The 18269-nt window shown below is 41.8% G+C and carries 9 protein-coding genes; 3 read left to right on the plus strand and 6 right to left on the minus strand.

What is annotated here, in order from left to right; translation table 11 throughout:
* Window positions 1-153: 153 nt before the first annotated feature.
* The 3 genes from EXT48_RS20350 to EXT48_RS20360 are packed head-to-tail and all read right to left on the minus strand — an operon-like array spanning window position 154 to window position 7262.
* A complete protein-coding gene (locus tag EXT48_RS20350) occupies window positions 154-2622 on the minus strand; it encodes a glycosyl hydrolase family 18 protein (RefSeq protein ID WP_130165566.1) in 2469 nt (822 codons plus the stop codon).
* A gap of 52 nt (window positions 2623-2674) precedes the next feature.
* A complete protein-coding gene (locus EXT48_RS20355) occupies window positions 2675-4102 on the minus strand; it encodes a lytic polysaccharide monooxygenase (RefSeq protein ID WP_130165567.1) in 1428 nt (475 codons plus the stop codon).
* A 46-nt stretch (window positions 4103-4148) separates the two neighbouring features.
* Complete coding sequence (locus EXT48_RS20360; protein WP_130165568.1) at window positions 4149-7262, minus strand: glycosyl hydrolase family 18 protein; 3114 nt, start codon at window positions 7260-7262, stop codon at window positions 4149-4151.
* 405 nt (window positions 7263-7667) lie between these two features.
* On the opposite strand from EXT48_RS20360, the gene EXT48_RS20365 reads away from it, so the two are divergent.
* Entirely contained in the window at window positions 7668-8990 is a 1323-nt protein-coding gene (locus EXT48_RS20365; RefSeq protein WP_130165569.1) for an HD domain-containing phosphohydrolase, read from the plus strand.
* 251 nt (window positions 8991-9241) lie between these two features.
* On the opposite strand, the gene EXT48_RS20370 is transcribed toward EXT48_RS20365, so the two are convergent.
* Window positions 9242-12280, minus strand: a complete 3039-nt coding sequence (locus tag EXT48_RS20370; RefSeq protein WP_130165570.1) for an FAD-binding and (Fe-S)-binding domain-containing protein — start codon at window positions 12278-12280, stop codon at window positions 9242-9244.
* Window positions 12281-12419: 139 nt separating this feature from the next.
* On the opposite strand from EXT48_RS20370, the gene EXT48_RS20375 reads away from it, so the two are divergent.
* Window positions 12420-12626: a PGPGW domain-containing protein gene (locus tag EXT48_RS20375; protein WP_130165571.1), complete on the plus strand. Its 207-nt coding sequence runs from the start codon at window positions 12420-12422 to the stop codon at window positions 12624-12626.
* Between the two features lie 39 nt (window positions 12627-12665).
* Here EXT48_RS20375 and ppsA read toward each other — a convergent pair whose 3' ends face one another.
* Complete coding sequence (gene ppsA / locus EXT48_RS20380; RefSeq protein ID WP_130165572.1) at window positions 12666-15041, minus strand: phosphoenolpyruvate synthase; 2376 nt, start codon at window positions 15039-15041, stop codon at window positions 12666-12668.
* Window positions 15042-15184: 143 nt separating this feature from the next.
* On the opposite strand from ppsA, the gene EXT48_RS20385 reads away from it, so the two are divergent.
* Window positions 15185-15994: a pyruvate, water dikinase regulatory protein gene (locus EXT48_RS20385; protein ID WP_010378654.1), complete on the plus strand. Its 810-nt coding sequence runs from the start codon at window positions 15185-15187 to the stop codon at window positions 15992-15994.
* Between the two features lie 31 nt (window positions 15995-16025).
* Here the strand turns inward: EXT48_RS20385 and EXT48_RS20390 are convergent, their stop codons facing one another.
* Window positions 16026-17381 carry a class II 3-deoxy-7-phosphoheptulonate synthase gene (locus tag EXT48_RS20390; protein ID WP_130165573.1) on the minus strand — a complete coding sequence of 452 codons (1356 nt, stop codon included), beginning with the start codon at window positions 17379-17381 and terminating at the stop codon, window positions 16026-16028.
* Between the last annotated feature and the right edge of the window lie 888 nt (window positions 17382-18269).

Raw genomic sequence — 18269 nt, forward strand, 5'->3', positions numbered from 1 at the left:
GACTCTTTTATGAAGTTCATTATGTCATTATGAAAGACCAAGCAGAAAAAGAAAGAAGAAATTGGTGATAAAAGCCAGATAATGGGTAACTTTATGTTTATGTGAATAAAAAATGAGCTTGACTGGCAAGCTCATTAATTGGGGATGGTTAGATTAGTTAGTTACTGCCTTCCATACATCAGCGGTTCCAGGTTCTTCACCTTGAGTCCACCATTTTGCTTCAAAGACATTGCCGTTATGAATTACTCGGTCGCCACCGACATATACTGTAGAGCGATCCCAAGTCGGGTATTGGGCGCCACCATCTTTAATCGTAACATTAAATGTTGTATCAACAGCGTTCACCCCGTCTGATACAGTAACAGTTACTGGGACGGTTGTGTCGGCAGTGACATTTGCAGCAGTAATAGTCGCTGAGTTGCCATTTGCTACTACGCTCAGCTCGGCTGGTGCACTCCAGCTATAGCTAAGCGCTGCGCCTTCAGGGTCAGTTGCTGACACATTGACAGTAGCCGAGGCTCCTTCATTAACCGAAATATCTGAAACCGGTGTAACGACAGGCGCTGCATTTGCACCTTCTGGGTTTACAACAACAACGATTGTTTTGGTTGTTGATAACGCGCCATCATTGACCGTTACAGTCAAGTCGTAGCTTGTCTGTTGAGTGACTGAAGGCGCGGTTACAGCGACAGCTGCGGTGTTGTTAGCAGATAAAGCCAAACCAGACGCAGCAACCCATGAATAGGTTAATGGATCATTGTCTAAATCGCTTGCTTGCGCATCGACATTCACAACCTGACCTGAGGTCACATTGATTGGTCCAGAAACTCCGATAGAAGGTGCACGATTAGGGATCTCTCCTGCTGTAAGGCCATCATACATTGCATTTAGAATGTCGCCATTATCAGCGTCAATTTCCCAACCAAATAAACCAGCGAGTTGATGAGTGTTTGCATACTGACCTTTTGCGATAACGCTGCGTGGGCTATCGTAAGTGATGAGTTTACCGTTACTTCTGTTCCAAACATATGCTGCTTGTGCTTGCTCATCGTAGCCTACTTCATAACCATTAATACCTGAACCACCTTGGCCTACAGCGTTCGCTGCAATTGCTTTATAATCCATAATGCCTGGTTCCCACACGCCTTCAGTGGTGGAACCTGTCAATGGGCCATTGCCTGGCGCCGTCATCGGATTACCAGGAATGGTTGCATTTGCATCTAGCACACCTTCCCAGCCGCGGCCGTACATTGCAACGCCCATAACGAGCTTAGAGGGCTGCACACCTTGTTGAAGTAGCAATTGAATTGCATGGTCGCCAGTATATGCCGGGCCTTTGCGTGGCACACCATTGTCGTCAACGCCTGTCCCGTTACATTCATCAGTACTGAGATGAGAACCACAGTAGATACCGGTTTGATGACCCGTTTCATTGTTCCAAGCGCCATAGAAGTCATAGGTCATCGCAAAGATATAGTCCATATACTGCTGAGCAGCTTGGTAATCTACATCTTCAATCTTGTCATAACCTGCACCTATTGCAGAAGTGAGCTCATATTGACGGCCGGTTTCAGCTTCTAACTCATCTAGCATTGCACGAAGCTCTTGCATTAGCGCCACATAGGCTGGACCGTCGTTAATTGGATCGCCTAAATCTGGATTTGGACCATCACCACCTGGGAATTCCCAGTCGATATCTACACCGTCATAAAACTTCCACGTTTTAAGGAATTGTTTTACAGACGCGACGAAAGTGTCGCGGTTTGCTTTATTTGTAAAGCCATGGAATGGATCAGATAGCGTCCAACCACCTACTGAAGGCAGAATTTTAAGGTCCGGATAACGTTGTTTTAGCGCCATTAATTGAGAATAAACACCGCGAATAGGATCCTTTGCATCCACCCCTGGCATAGATTTTTGCACTGCAGCCCAAGGGTCGTGAATGACGACTTCGTAATCTTGAGAGTCAGCACATGCAGTTTGAAGCGCTCTCCAACTATTACCATTTTCGATGGATTTTAGCGACTCGTTAGGACCACAAATCGGAATAAAGCCATATAAAATGTGCGATAGGTTATGAGCCGGGATCTTAGTTACGTCGTAATTACGGCCATAAATGCCCCATTCAACGAAATAAGCACCCGTTACACGGCCTGGTATTGTACCGTTATTACGGTTGTTCGGATCTACATTCATAGGAAGTGGCGCTAGATGTGCACCGTCAGTGTCGGCAATGACGATTTCTTTCCCTGCGCTTCTTGCACATACGGTACCTTCACACAGTTCTAAATAAAGCTGATGGCGACCCGATTTAGTGTAGGGGAATTGTACTACTCCGCTTTTAGTACCAGCTGCAAGCGTACCTTGGTTCACGAGTAGATCATCAAAATATACTTTATAGTTATCACCGCCAGAGCCACTCCAAGCATTCCATTTGATGCTAATATCGACAACATCTTTGGCTTTTACCAGTTGCTTGTATGAGCCAAGCCCATCGACGTTAACTTCTACGAACGAATACTGTTGTGGCTGCCAATCTAATGTTGGTGTAGAAGGGGCTGCAAGTGCCCCGCCACTCAGTAAGGCAAGTCCTATATAGCTGGTTATTTTATTAAGTTTCATATCTTCAACCTTATTGTAGTTACATGTTGTACCCAATTAATTTGGGTTTTCTTTAAATTGCTTTCCAAACATCGGATGCGCCGGGCTCTTCTCCCTGAGTCCACCACTTGGCCTCATAAACCTTCTGTTGATGTGTTACTCTGTCGCCTGCGACATAGGTAGTTGTACTATTCCAAGCTGGGTATTGATTATTGGTGCTATCTTGAACGGTAATTGAGAAACTTACGGTCGTGCTTGCTTTGCCATCGGTGACATTAAGTTCAGCCTGAAAGGTTTGATCAGCCGTCACTTCAGGTGTTGAGATGGAAATCGTGTCACCTTCGCCACTAAAACTAAGCGGTGCAGGAATACTCCAAATGAATGTCAGTGGGTCATTTTGGTCGTCAAACGCATGAGCATGCACTGTCGCTTGGCTATTTTCTGCGATGCTTTGGTTAGAAATTGGATTCACCGTAGGCGCGGTGTTGTCACCCCCTTTTACAACGCTAAGATTGCTGGTGTAAGCGGCATGCGGCAAAAATACTTCGTTTGCTAACAAGGCGTTTGCATCAAACGCAATTGAACCGTCCGTTTGCTTAACACCAATGTTGACCTTATTTCCGTAATTGCTATTAAGATAAAGAGCTAACTCAGCTTGCCATGTTGATGCATTAGTGGAGGTTACATTCAAGTTATGGCTAATTAATTCATTTCCAGATTGATCAAACGTTCTAAACCACACGCTATCACCGGCTTTAGCATCTTGCCCTTGCTTTAAGAAATAGCCGCTGCTTACCCATTCTGGTGGCGTGCCTGTTGAGGTTATTGTGATATCAGAACAATTGTAAAATCCCTCTCCTGCGACATCAAACCGCTGCCAACGGGTATATAAAACTGCATTGCCCTCACGGCCTTGCGGTATATCTATTTCCATTTTATAGAAGCGTTTACCTTCAGGATCCACAACGAAATCAATATTGCCAAATTCATTAATAAGCTCTAAATCATTCCAAGTCAGAGGAGATGTATCGCCATCGTAGTTTGGCTTTGACAGGAAAAACTGCCAAAAACTGGGATTATGAGGTGTTGTCGCCCTAAAGCTAATGGCAAGTTTATTTTGAGCGTTTGGCTCTACAACTGTACGCTGCCAGTGTGGTGAAACAACACTCATGCCACTTTTGTTTGGGTCACCAGCTGAGCAAAGCGTACCATTGGGGATATTCGCTTTTACCGCCTCTAGGTTATTGTAGTCAGCTGTATTGGTCGAAAATTCATGCTCTTGTACAAACTGAAAATGGCCTGAGTCTAGAAAAGCTGCTCGACACGCTAGGTTTGGGATATTTGAGCCATCATCCGGCCACCAATAGCCTCCTTGCGCTTGACAGATTGCTTGCCTTGCTTTGGGAAAGTCCATAAAACCATGAGCTGAAACTGGGCTTGAAAGCAAAGCTGAGGTTGCGCCAAAAAGACCAAGCGCATATTTACGGTGTAAACTATTCATGCTTATTCGCCTTTTATAAAGGGGAGCAAAGCTCCCCATTTATTATTTACAAGTTGCAAACCTTGGTATAGTCGCTACTGACTGATGGTTGCTTATTACTCCACCATTTCGCTTCATACACCGCGTTTCCTTCAACAATTAAATCACCTTGAGCTGCATGTGTGCCCTGTGGCAAGTTCGGGTAAACCACAATTTGACTTATAGGTGTACCTTTACAGCTAGTTACCGGATCTGTAGGCCCAGTACCAGGTGTTGCGATTGGTAGGTCGTTATATTCGCTGGTAAATGCATAGCGATTACCGTCTTTCTCAACCACAAAGTTAACAGGACCAGAAATCGGCATGTAGTACATGACTTGGGCATTGATGGTTTCACCAGGAGCAAAAGACTTAGGCGTTCCACCCCACTCGTTCACAAGCGTGATAGAGAATCTGTGGAATTCGTTTTCGAAGCCGCCAATATTATTACCCGCAGCATTTGAGCCATTTACGTCCACTGCCATACCAAGCTTTTCTTGTGCATTCCAGTTAGATTTGAAAATTGCCGATGTTGCAACAGGAACATCAAACGAAATTTTTGCGCCACTCAAATCTATCGCTGAGTTGTTGGTAAAGGCAAAAGTTGGTGCAATTGGATAGTTAGCATCTCCGGCTGGGAAATCTTTTGCAACGAATGCGACATCAACTGCAGAAGCTGGTTTTATAAAGCTCTTATTTCCTTGTTTAACCGAGTATGGCGTGCCACTTTGGTTAAACTTGTTGTAGGCTAAGCTTGTTAGCGATGAACCCATGAAATATTCATTTTTGCTTACATCATAATCGAAGTCACCAGCAAGCTCCCAGAACATGATTCCGCCTAGTTCTTGGTTGATGACATAGTCGACTTTCGCAGCCATTGACTCTTCATCTTCAATGGATAAGAAAACATTCTTGCTGGCATTCCAGAGCCAAGGAGCAACAGCGACGGAATCATAATGGCGCGCATAAGTACCGCTAATTTGATGCTCTGGGTTGTTAACTGGATCTAGTCCATAATCACTTAGGTAACTTCCTAACACGCCATTTTGAAGGTTTTTAACATGCCAAAGTGGGTTAGAACCTGCCGGTACTTCTAAGCCAACGTCGTTCTTGTCGTGCCACAAGTTATCGATACCCACAGCACCATTCCCGCACTTGTTCTTTTCACCGCTGCCAGTCCCCGGAGGACAATCAGCTTGGTTAGGTAATGCAGCTTGCCCCCAAAGGCCATTTGTACCACCCGTTACATCTCTAAAACCACGAGTATAATAAGGGATTCCGATGTTGATGCGCCCTGCAGAGACAGAGCCTCTGAAATATTTGACCGCCCAATCAGTGTTTAGGTAACCAATACCTTCAAACTCTTTGGTGCCGTAAACATTCCACTGTTTTAGCTCGGAATCTTCGCCGGTGTCGAATAGCGATGCGTTATGACCAACGTGCTGGTTCCACGCTCCGTGTAAGTCATAAGACATGATATTGACGTAGTCTAGATACTTGGTGACTTGGAATGTCTCCATACCACGTAGAAGGTAACCAGAAGACGGTGATGCGATCGTCAATAGATAGTGTGTATTGTCTTGCTGACCTGCTTGATCTAATGCTTCTCTTAGCTTTTTCATTAACACTTGATAAGAAGCATTCAATGCTGCTCGACGCGGGTTTGATATCGCAAAATCATCCGGGTGACCAGAGTCATTCATAGAAGATGGATATTCATAGTCAATATCGACACCATCAAAGTTGTATTTACGGATAAATTCAACTGAACTTGCTACAAACGCGTCAATACCAGCGTGATTCACGCTGCCATCTGCATTGGTCGTCATCGTATAGAAGCCGCCGCTGGCAACTCGCTTACCTGTTTCGTCAAAGTAGCCACCGGTTTCTGCCCAACCGCCGACTGAGATCAAGGTTTTAACATCAGGATGCTGTTTCTTAAATTTGTTCAGCAAGTTAAAGTGACCGGTATAGGGAAGAGACGGATCCATCTCTGCACCAGCAACCCCCGGCCAAGTCATATTCGTCGCTGCATTGTTAGGAGCTGTTGGATTACCTATTGAAACCTTGTTATTGGCATCAACGTGCGCGAAAGCGTAATTGATATGGGTGATCTTATCCCATGGAATATCATCAACTAAATAGCTCGGTTGACCATTCTTACCTGTCCTCCAACTGGTAAAGTAACCGATGACGCGTCTTGGGTGATCGGTGCCCATTTTTTCTCGACCGCTTTCATCATAAATATCACAGTAATTAGGCGATGTATTTGGAGTCTGATAAAGACCATGCGGAACACAGCTGTTTACAACTGGCGGTGTTTCAACCACATTTGCGTTGAGTATGCTCTCTGCTGTCGCACCGGTATTATCTTCAACAACAAGCTTTAATGTTACTGTGCCCAGTTGCGTTGGTGTCCAAGTATGTTGAGCTGGTGCTGTTGCACTTTCAAATGCGACTTGGTCGTTAATAAGTAGGGTTAGTTTTGCTATTGAGCCGTCGGGATCTGAACCATCAAGAACGATGTCTACAGGCTGATTAATAACCAGATTATTACCTCCGCCTAACGAAAGGTTTGCTGTAGGTAACTGATTTCCTGCCGTATTAACGATAATATTGGTTATTAATGTGTTGGATACAGCCTGCTTGTCATCTGTTGCAACTACTGAAATTGCGTGTGTTCCAGCGGTTGCTGACCAGTTAAATGAAAAATTATCACCTGTCGCTGTGGTATCAATACCAACTGACGTGCCATCTACAAAAAACTCTACCTGTGCGACTTGGCCATCACTATCTGTTGCATTTACAGAAATGGCAACGCTGTCATTTTCATTAAAAGCGCTGCCATCAACTGGAAGTAAGCTCTGTACTGTCGGTGGTGTGTTGGTGACAACGCTGTCACAATCGCCCAATTTTTTCCAATCATCCCACTGTCCAGAGTGGGTTACTGGATCAGCCTGAGTCCACCATTTTGCTTCAAAAGCTTGTTGCGATTTTTGTACTTGAGCGCCGCCATTATATGCCGAATTTTGTGACCATTCAGGTAAGCCATCACAATTATAAGCATATGAGTTAGCGCATAAAATGGCTCCGAGGATCGAAGCCATTTGCGATAATTTAAGGGTCTTTACATGTTGTTTCATAGTTTGGTTCTCCAACCATTTATTGTATTTGGTTAACAATAACAACATAAACCTAACACATAAATTCAATATGGCAACAACATTTTTCTCTAGCTGATAACGTTAACGTAAGCGTAAACTAGAGCTTGCTTTTCATCAAAATGTAACACTAAATTGTTGATTAATATGCTTAGTTTTAGTTTGCTGATACATATAAATAAAACTGTAATTATTTAATATTAAGCGATAGTTATTAGCCTACTTCTCTAAAGTTTATACAGTTACCAGTTTGTTTTTTAAGCATATATTGAAAAGTTATTAATAAGGTTGAAGGGTAATATTAGACTTAAGGCGTATTTTAACGGTTTCTTGTCGTGGCTTCCTTTTTGAACTAAGTTTAAATTAATTCATTTAGGAGATTGAACTTTGGAATTTGCTGAGCTATCAACGACTTCAAATGAAGCGATACGAGTGCTTTGTCTCGATGATGAGACGAACGTGATACGGTCATTAAATCGCTTATTCCGTCAAAATGGAATACACGCAGAGCTCTGTAGTGATCCACAGCAAGCCTTGGCGCTGATCCGAGACTCCTCTTTTGAAGTTGTTATTAGTGATATGCGGATGCCTGAAATGGATGGCGCCACATTTTTGCATGAAGTAAAGCGGATTTGCCCAGATACACAACGGATATTACTGACAGGATACTCTGATCTTGCTTCAACAATTAAAGCCATTAATGAAAGTGGGATCCATGCATATATTCAAAAGCCTTGGGATAACGATATACTCGTACATACCGTGAGAGAATGTTCAGAGAAATACAGGTTAAAAAGCACAAATAAGAGACTAAATGAAGAGATAGTACAAAAAAATGCGCAACTCACTGAGTTAAATGAAAACCTTGAAGGACTTGTACAAAAACGCACTGCGCAGATCCGCAAAGTGTTAAGTCAATTAGAGCAAGCTAATCAAAAAGAACGTAAAGAACATCGGGCTACCGTCGAGTTACTTTATAATTTTCTGAATGCAAATCCATTTATCGATGGTAAAAAAGCGAAGAGCATAGCCAAATTATGTAAAATTATAGCTAAGAAGCTAGAACTTTCTAGTGAAGTAGCTGAAACGGCTATGATGTCAGGGTATTTAGCGGAAGTAGGTTTACTTGCTATGGACCCAGAAATTTATAAATCGCCACCGAGAAAACTAAGCGAAGCACAAAAGAAAATTTATTATACGCATCCTTCCATTGCACAGCTTATGTTGATGCCAGCGCAGCACCTATCTGACGTATCCGAGGCGATTTATCATCAGTTTGAAAAATTTAATGGTCAAGGGATCCCTAAAGGTCTTAAAGGCAAAGAAATTCCTTTGGGCTCACAGATACTTGCGGTCGCCCGAGATTATTATGACAACTTATACAGCGCTAACGGTTCTGATAAAGAGAAAGCCGATTTAGCGCTAGATCTTATCCGAACCTATAGAGGAAATTTCTACTCCCCAGAAGTCGTTGATATTTTAGAGAAAGCTGTGAGTAACAACGAGCTAGGCCAAGAGCAAGTCGGTTCGGTTGATATATTGACAACTGAAAAACTCAAACCTGGCATGATATTAGGTTTAGCGCTTCACAGTAATCAAGGAATTTTATTGCTACCAAAAGGCCATATCTTTACTGATAAGTCGATAGATAAACTTAAGCAGCTGGAAACACAACGCCCAATCCCCTTTCGAATTATGGTCAAGCGATAATAATAACTTATCGACTTATCGAATACTCGTTTGCTGGTGTTGTGTAGATAATGGTAAATATAGCTTTTGAGTCTTAAATTGGATCAATGTTATTGAGCCGTCAAATTTTAGTGGCTCGAGAATAACGGACTTGTGTTCGCGCAGCACGAACGAAGAACACATCATACTAAAAAGTGAATTCACTCAGTTTGTCTTCAGCTAAAACTATTAATAAAAAAAGCCCAGTAAACTGGGCTCGTTTAACTACTATACTAATCTAGTAGATTATTAAGTGCTTGAAGCGGGTGTTTAGGTTTTTGTCCACTAAAGCGTTTAACCTGACACCGACAAGAGAAGCCAGTCACTAATATTTCATCTTGAGCTGCGTTATCAATATGATGCTGCCATGAGGATTCGTAGAGCGCTCTTGAGTTTTCTTGATTTTGGGCTTCGTGGCCATAAGTTCCCGCCATGCCACAACATCCCGTATTAACCGCTTCTATATTGGAGTTCAACTTATTAAAAATATCTTGCCAGACATTTTTAGATTCAGGCATCGCTGTTGTTTCTGTACAGTGACTTATTAATGTAAATTTTGATGGACTGATTGTCGCAGCCGTTGGGATATCGATTGTTGCAAGCCATTCATGCGCTAATTGTACCTTAAAGTCTCCCCTGCTTTCTTTGAGAATATCATTATATTCATCGCGATAGCACATCACCAAAGAGGCATCGAGCCCAACTAAAGGCCTGTTATATTCACTGATTGTATTTAAAAACTGTGCGGCAGTCTTCGCAGTCGATTTAAATTCCTTTAAAAAGCCTTTAACGTGTTGTGGCTTACCGTTTGGTTTGAATGGTAATACGAGTGGATAAAACCCAAGTTTTGATATAACTTGCACAAAGTCCGATACTAATTCTGCTTCATAGAAACTAGTAAAAGGATCTTGAACAACAAATACCACGCTTTTTTGTTCTTCATCGCTTAACTTTTCAAAACTGCGCTCTGAATAGAAATATTTGTTCGGGACTAACTTGCTAAGCTGCACCTTACTTAGCGCTGGCGAGTCAATATAGCCGATCAGCCGTTCAACGAAAAAGTTTGATATGCGATTACTTTGTAGAGCGTTAACTAAATTTGGAAACTTAGCCATGGTAGGCAGTGCTCGCTCTATATTCGCAACTAAGTAGTCTTTAAGTGGACGATTATAACGGCTGTAGTAAAAGTTTAAAAACTTAGCTCGAAACGTAGGAACATCCACTTTTATTGGGCATGCCGTTGTGCACGCTTTACAGGCTAAACATTCATCCATTGATGCTTTAACTTCATGGGAAAAGTCATATTCGTTTTTCTTTCGGGTATTGAGAAAGCGCTCCCACCAAGTAGTATCATTTTCATGATTGATTAATTGCTTTTCTGTAGCAATCAAATCGACCCCTTTATTGCTTTGAAGTCGTAACCACTCTTTAAATAATCCAGCGCGTCCTTTTGGAGAGTTTCTACGATCTTTGGTTACCTTATACGATGGGCACATTGGTGAGTTGTCATCATAGTTAAAGCAAAGTCCGTTACCATTACAATTGATTGGCGCTTCGTAGTTTACTTTTACTTCAGTTGGGATTGTACGATCAAACCAAGCTCTCTTCTGTGCATCGACCGACACTAATTGGTCACTTGAATCCAGTGGTGTACAAATTTTTCCAGGGTTTAAGCGGTTGTTTTTATCAAACAAACTTTTAATTTTACGAAGTTCATTAAATAGTTGCTCACCGAAAAACTCGGGTCCATATTCACTTCGGTAACCTTTTCCGTGCTCTCCCCACATTAGTCCGCGGTATTTTGCAGTTAACGCTACTACTTTATCGGAGATCACACGTAGTAATTTTTCCTGTTCGGGGTCGCACATATCAAGTGCTGGACGGACGTGTAAAACACCGGCGTCAACATGACCAAACATGCCATAATCTAATTGGTAACTATCAAGTAACGCTCTAAATTCAATGATAAAATCAGCAAGGTTTTCAGGTGGAACGGCTGTATCTTCAGCAAAAGCAAGTGGCTTTTTATTACCTTTTGCGTTACCCAATAAGCCAACTGATTTTTTACGCATTGCATAGATCTTAAGGATATCTGCTTTATCATTGGTAAGCTGATAACCAATTACACCCGCTTCTTTATTTGCAATAAGCTGATCTAATCGTTGACATAAACTATCGACTTTAGACGAAATTTCATCTTCGGATTCACCATTAAACTCAACCATGTTAAGACCTTGCATCTCAACACCTGGTACATCTTGAATTAAGTCCGATACTGAATGCCAAATGATGTCTTCTTTGGCAAGACCTAGAACTTTACTATCTACAGTTTCGACCGATGTAGCATTAGCGGACACCAAGAAAGGGCTGTTTCTAAGCGCTGATTCAAATGAGTCATATTTGATATTGATTAGGGTTTTATATGGCTGAATTGGCGTTAAATTAAGTTTTGCTTCGGTTACAACACCAAGCGAACCTTCAGAACCCGTAATAATTCGAGACAAATCAAAAGTAGTTAGTGAATCGTCGAATACATTTTCGAGGTCATAACCGGTTAAAAAGCGGTTTAGTCTTGGAAATTTTTCAAGTATAAGTGCTCGATTGCTTCGACAGATCTCGATGACATTTGCATAAATGTGAGAAGTCTTTGAGTTTTGCTCAGCTAGTAGCTCGGCTTTATCAATTGCTAACTTCGAGGTATTTAACTCTGTTCCATCCACTAAAAAGGTTTTAAGCCCAAGAACATGATCGCTTGTTTTGCCATAAACGAGTGAACCTTGGCCCGACGCATCAGTATTTACCATACCACCTATTGTTGCTCGGTTACTGGTGGAAAGATCTGGAGAAAAGAAATAGCCGTAAGGTCTTAGAAAGTCATTAAGCTGATCTTTGATCACACCCGCCTGAACTCGAACCCAGCCTTCTTGTTCATTGATCTCAAGAATTTCTCTCATGTGTCTCGATAGATCAATCACAATACCGGGTGTAAGTGATTGACCATTCGTACCAGTTCCCCCGCCTCTAGGGCCAAAAGTGAGAGACAAAAATGGGTCTTGTTGGGCGATTTCAAGTGCAAGTTGTACGTCTCGATTTGTTCTAGGAAATAATACTGCTTGAGGGATTTCCTGATAGATACTATTGTCGGTTGACGTAACAAGACGAGTAGCATAACTCGTATCAATGTCCCCACTAAAACCTGCATCAGTTAGTTTACTTTGATAGAGGTTGATAAGCTCGTTTGCAGAATCCTGCTGACTAATATTTGCGATCATGACGGTATATTTTACTTGCTTTGAATTAATTGTATCACGAAGGATTAATGATCAACTTGAGAATTTTATGGTTTGTTACAATTGGAAATAGTTTATTTTACCACACACCTTATACTCATATTGTATAGGAGGAAATAACATGAAAATTATTTACGACCTTGCTGGTATTGTGTTTTGTATTCTAGCATTGATCTTCTTTGTTGTGCCCGGTCCATCGGTTATCTTTTTACTTGCGGCCTTGGCGTGTTTCTCTATGAATCATGAAGGCGCAAAGAAGCACCTAAAAAATGTGCAGCGTTTATTTAAGCTTGGCTGCGAAAAGTTAGATAGGACATTTCAGAAATGAAATGAAATGGCCCCAATGTGTTGCATTGGGGCCATTAAATTATTTAGTAAACTTTTCAGCTAGATAAAGCCAAGTTTCAAGTACTGTATCTGGGTTAAGTGAAACAGAGTCAATCCCCTCTTCAACTAACCAAGCAGCAAAATCTTCATGATCCGATGGACCTTGACCACAAATACCTACATATTTTCCTTTCGCTTTAGCAGTTTGAATTGCCATTGAAAGTAGTTTCTTGATAGCTGGATTTCGCTCATCAAACAGATGCGCAATCAGACCAGAATCGCGGTCCAGACCAAGTGTTAACTGGGTAAGGTCATTTGAGCCTATCGAGAAGCCGTCGAAATATTCTAAAAACTCATCAGCAAGCAGGCAGTTTGATGGAAGTTCACACATCATAATGACTTTTAGACCATTCTCGCCACGTTTTAGACCATGAGCTTCAAGAATTTCAATAACTTGAGCTGCTTCTTCTAGGGTACGAACGAATGGGATCATGATTTCAACGTTGGTTAGATCCATCTCATTGCGAACACGTTTAATGGCTTCACACTCTAATGCAAAGCACTCTCTGAAGTCTTCAGAAATGTAACGAGATGCGCCGCGGAAACCAATCATTGGGTTTTCTTCTTCCGGCTCATACTGCTGGCCGCCAACCAAGTTTGCATACTCGTTTGACTTAAAGTCAGACATACGAACGATTACACGCTCTGGAGCAAATGCTGCACCTAGCGTAGAAATACCTTCAACTAGCTTGCTAATATAGAACTCTACTGGTGACTCATATCCTGCGATTAGCTCTTTAATTTCAGCTTGTAGCTCTGCATCTTGCTTATCAAAATGAAGTAGTGCTTTAGGGTGAATACCAATCATACGGTTGATGATAAATTCAAGACGCGCAAGACCGATACCTGCATGTGGTAACTTCGCAAAATCAAACGCGCGATCTGGGTTACCAACGTTCATCATTATCTTCATCGGAATAGCTGGCATTGCATCGATGCGAGAAGAAATAACATCGAATTCAAGTTCACCTTTGTAGATATAACCTGTATCGCCTTCAGCACATGAAACTGTTACCGTGTCGCCATTAGTGATCAAATCGGTTGCATTACCACATCCAACCACGGCTGGGATCCCCAGCTCACGTGCAATGATTGCAGCGTGACAAGTACGGCCGCCACGATTCGTTACGATAGCAGAGGCACGCTTCATGATAGGTTCCCAATCAGGATCCGTCATATCAGTAACAAGTACATCGCCTTGCTTTACCGAGTCCATTTGATCAATTGAAGACAGGACTTTAACTACGCCTGAGCCAATCTTATGACCGATTGCACGACCTTCAACAATAACTTCAGACTTTGATTTTAGTTGGAAGCGTTCCATTACGTTCGCATCTTCATTTGAACGGACGGTTTCTGGACGAGCTTGAACGATATAAAGCTTGCCGTCGTTACCATCTTTTGCCCATTCGATATCCATTGGACGACCGTAGTGCTTTTCGATAATAACAGCTTGCTTTGCTAATTCTTCTACTTCTGCGTCTGTAATCGAGAATTGGTTAGATAGTGCTGAGTCTACATCAACAATCTCAACTTGCTTGCCGTGAGACTCATCACTTGAGTAGATCATTTGGATTGCTTTTGAGCCAATATTTCTCTTAAGAACAGCAGGTTTTGCTTTTGCAAGCGTTTGCTTATGAACATAAAATTCATCTGGGTTTACTGCGCCCTGAACTACCATCTCGCCTAAACCATAGCTAGAAGTAACGAAGACAACGTCTTCAAAGCCTGATTCAGTGTCGATTGAGAACATAACACCAGACGACGCTTTGTCTGAACGCACCATACGCTGAATACCAGCAGAAAGCGCCACGCCTCTGTGATCATAGCCTTGGTGTACACGATAAGAAATTGCACGGTCATTGAATAGCGAAGCAAAAACATGCTTGATAGCGACCATTACGGCATCAATGCCACGAACATTTAGGAAAGTTTCTTGCTGGCCAGCGAAGGAGGCGTCTGGCATATCTTCTGCTGTTGCTGATGAACGAACAGCAAAGGAGACATCTTGGCTTGCGTCACCGTGTAACTGGCTATACGCCTCACGGATTGCTTTATCTAATTCTGGTTGGAATGGTGTATCGATAACCCATTGTCTAATCTGGGCGCCGACTTTGGCTAATTCGTTGACATCGTCAACATCGAGAGTATCTAGGATTGAGTGGATTTTTTCATTGAGGCCTGATTGCTCAAGAAATTCATTAAACGCATCAGCAGTTGTTGCGAATCCACCAGGTACTTGTACACCAGCGTTAGCAAGGTTAGATATCATTTCACCTAGAGAAGCGTTTTTACCACCAACTCGAGGTACATCTTGCATACCCAACTCTTGATACCAGAGAACGTAGTCTTGCACGGAACTGTCTCCAAAACAAATTGTATTAAATGTGAGAGATTAATTGACCTTTCCACTTGGTCAAGGGCATTCTACAACGGTAAGGCAGTCTTCGTAAACCGCGATGGCTTATTTTCAACAATTTCTGAATGAATAATAGCAAAATGAGAACAGCATTTTATATTTCCGATGGTACCGCTATCACCTCTGAAGTGTTTGGTCACGCAACGCTTTCAATGTTCCCTGTAGAATTTAATCACCAAACGATACCATTTGTAGAAACAGTAAAAAAAGCAAATGAAATCAAAAAATTAATAGACTCGGTTGCTGAGACTTCAGGTGAAAAACCATTGGTGTTTTTTACATTCGTTAATCCAGAATTGTCCGATATTATTTTATCGTCGCAAGGGGTTTGTTACGACTTTTTATCTTATGCGAGCGAAATAGTAAAAAGAGAGCTAAAAGTTCAGCCGGTGCCAAAAATGCACCGCACGCATAGCATTCACGAATCTTCTTATGATTTTAGAATAGATGCCGTTAACTACGCACTTGCAAATGATGACGGCGCAAATATTAAAGATTATGACGAGGCAGACATCATATTGGTTGGTGTCAGCCGCAGCGGTAAAACGCCGACAAGCTTATATTTAGCATTGCAATATGGGATAAAAGCCGCGAATTATCCGATGACAGAGGATGATTTAGAAAGTGGAAAACTACCCAAATGTCTAGATAAATACAAAGGTAAGCTCTTTGGCTTAACCATAGATCCCGAAAGACTAGCCGCAATAAGGCAAGAGAGAATGGCAAACTCCAAGTACGCATCAATCAGACAATGCCGTATTGAAGTCAAAGAAGTCGAGATGCTATTTAAAAAGAATAAAACGCCTTATCTGAACAGTACACGTTATTCCGTTGAGGAAATATCAGCAAAGATTATTTCTGAAACTGGGTTAAAGCGCCATAAATACTAAAAAGGCCGCAATGCGGCCCTTTGTTTGTTGTTTATACTGTTTTACGAGCGTCTTTTAGTAGATCAGCAACTAAAAATCCTAGCTCTAAAACTTGGTCTGCGTTTAGACGCGGATCACACTGGGTGCGGTAACGCTGAGATAAGTCTTCGTCTGATAGACCATAGGCACCACCAACACACTCAGTGACGTGTTGCCCTGTCATTTCTAAGTGCACACCACCAGGATAGCTATCCTCCGCTTTATGCACTGCGAAGAACTGACTGATTTCTCTTAGGATATTGTTAAAGCTACGTGTTTTATATCCAGTCGTCGCTTTTTCAGTGTTTCCGTGCATCGGATCCGAAGTCCAAATAACTTTGCGGCCTTCTTCTTGAATTCTGCGAACTAATTTAGGGAGTTTTTCCGGCAACACATCTGCACCCATGCGAGTGATAAGTGTTAGACGACCAGGAATATTATCAGGGTTAAGCGCATCGACAAGCTTAATTAACTCATCTTCTTGCATCCCTGGGCCAACTTTTACGCCAATTGGGTTTTTAATACCACGGAAAAATTCGATATGCGCGTGATCTAATTGACGCGTACGTTCACCAATCCAAACAAAGTGAGCAGAACAATCGTACCAATCCCCTGATAGGTGGTCTCGTCTAGTTAACGCTTCTTCATAACCTAACAATAACGCTTCGTGTGAGGTATAAAGCGGAGTTTCCTTCAGGCTTGGTGCTACTGTTGAATCGATGCCACAAACTTCCATAAACTCAAGCGCTTCTTGAATACGCTCTGCGAGCTGTTGAAACTTGTCTTTTAACGGATTCGCAGCTACGAAACTCATATTCCAGCGATTTACCTGATGCAGATCTGCAAGGCCACCCTGCGCAAACGCGCGAAGTAGGTTAAGTGTTGCTGCTGACTGATGATATGCTTTCATCAATCTATCAGGATCTGGGATACGCGCTTCTTCCGTAAACTCAAAACTATTAACGATATCACCACGGTATGAAGGTAAAGAAACACCATCAATAGTCTCAAAATCTGAAGAACGGGGCTTAGCATACTGCCCTGCCATTCGAGCAATTTTTACTACCGGGCATTTACCGCCATATGTTAATACGACAGCCATTTGCAAAAGTGTCTTGAACGTATCACGAATATTAGCTGCACTAAAATCTGAAAACGATTCTGCGCAATCACCACCTTGCAATATAAAAGCTTTACCTTCGCAAACATCTGATAGGCTTTTATACAAGCTTCGCGTCTCTTCTGCAAAAACGAGCGGAGGTGCTGAATTTAGTTCTTTTTCAACTGATTTTAATTTTTCTGAATTTGGGTATTCAGGTTGCTGCAAGATTGGTTTATCTCTCCAGCTATTTGGGCTCCAATTAGCCATTGTATTTTCCTCATTCCAATATGTGTTACCACCATTGAACAGTACCCCAAGCCCCCTTATTCATCAAGGAAAAACTTTAGTTTGTTTTTAGTGAAGAACACATCATACTATCAGCTATTTAAAACATGACACATTTGCTAAAATTTTTTAAGAGATTAATCGAAGTAACGCCTTTCTTAAGATATGAAGGTTTCATATACATTTTTCCAACGAACAAAAAACAAGCGAGCTTAAAGTAGGCGACTATCAGACTTTTATCATCTGATCTTTAAATCGCTATAATGAGTATCATCACGCATTTAGAGTGAATTGAAGACCCTGGAATCGATATCAAATATAATCTTGTCGACGTCTTGTTTTTCACTTTGAGTACCTTGATTAGTAGCGCTGACGAATGGAAGTCAATTCAGGAATTTGTGAGCAAGCGGGACCCCACCCTACCTCTTCAGAAAATCATCTTACAGAGCATTTATATACAAAGACGACCACTGACTTTAGCTTGATATTATGTTAAATTGATATTTGTTTAAGTTCAGACTAGTAAATTCTTCAAGTCAGCTATAAGTCATTGGGTAGTGACTCGTCGTATTTTATGAGTAGGAAGGAGGCAAGAAAAAATGAGTCTATAATGATTGCTATGAGTACTAATCACATGTGCTATATAGTTTTTGGAAGTATTAACACCTATAGGTACTTCCAACAGCCAACTCCTCCAATGAGAACTCAATGCTGAAAAATTGGAGAGATTTCTCTTCAGTGATCTGGGTTATTAAAATAAATTTTCCTGATTAAGCTATCTTATTGAAACGGCGAGACCTCGCCGAACAATCTATCACTCACTAGATAAAAATAAAGCTCTACTGTCAAAAAGGTGATATTGATTACGTA

Source organism: Pseudoalteromonas sp. CO348 (assembly GCF_004208845.1).
In the GTDB taxonomy this organism is placed as follows: domain Bacteria; phylum Pseudomonadota; class Gammaproteobacteria; order Enterobacterales; family Alteromonadaceae; genus Pseudoalteromonas; species Pseudoalteromonas maricaloris.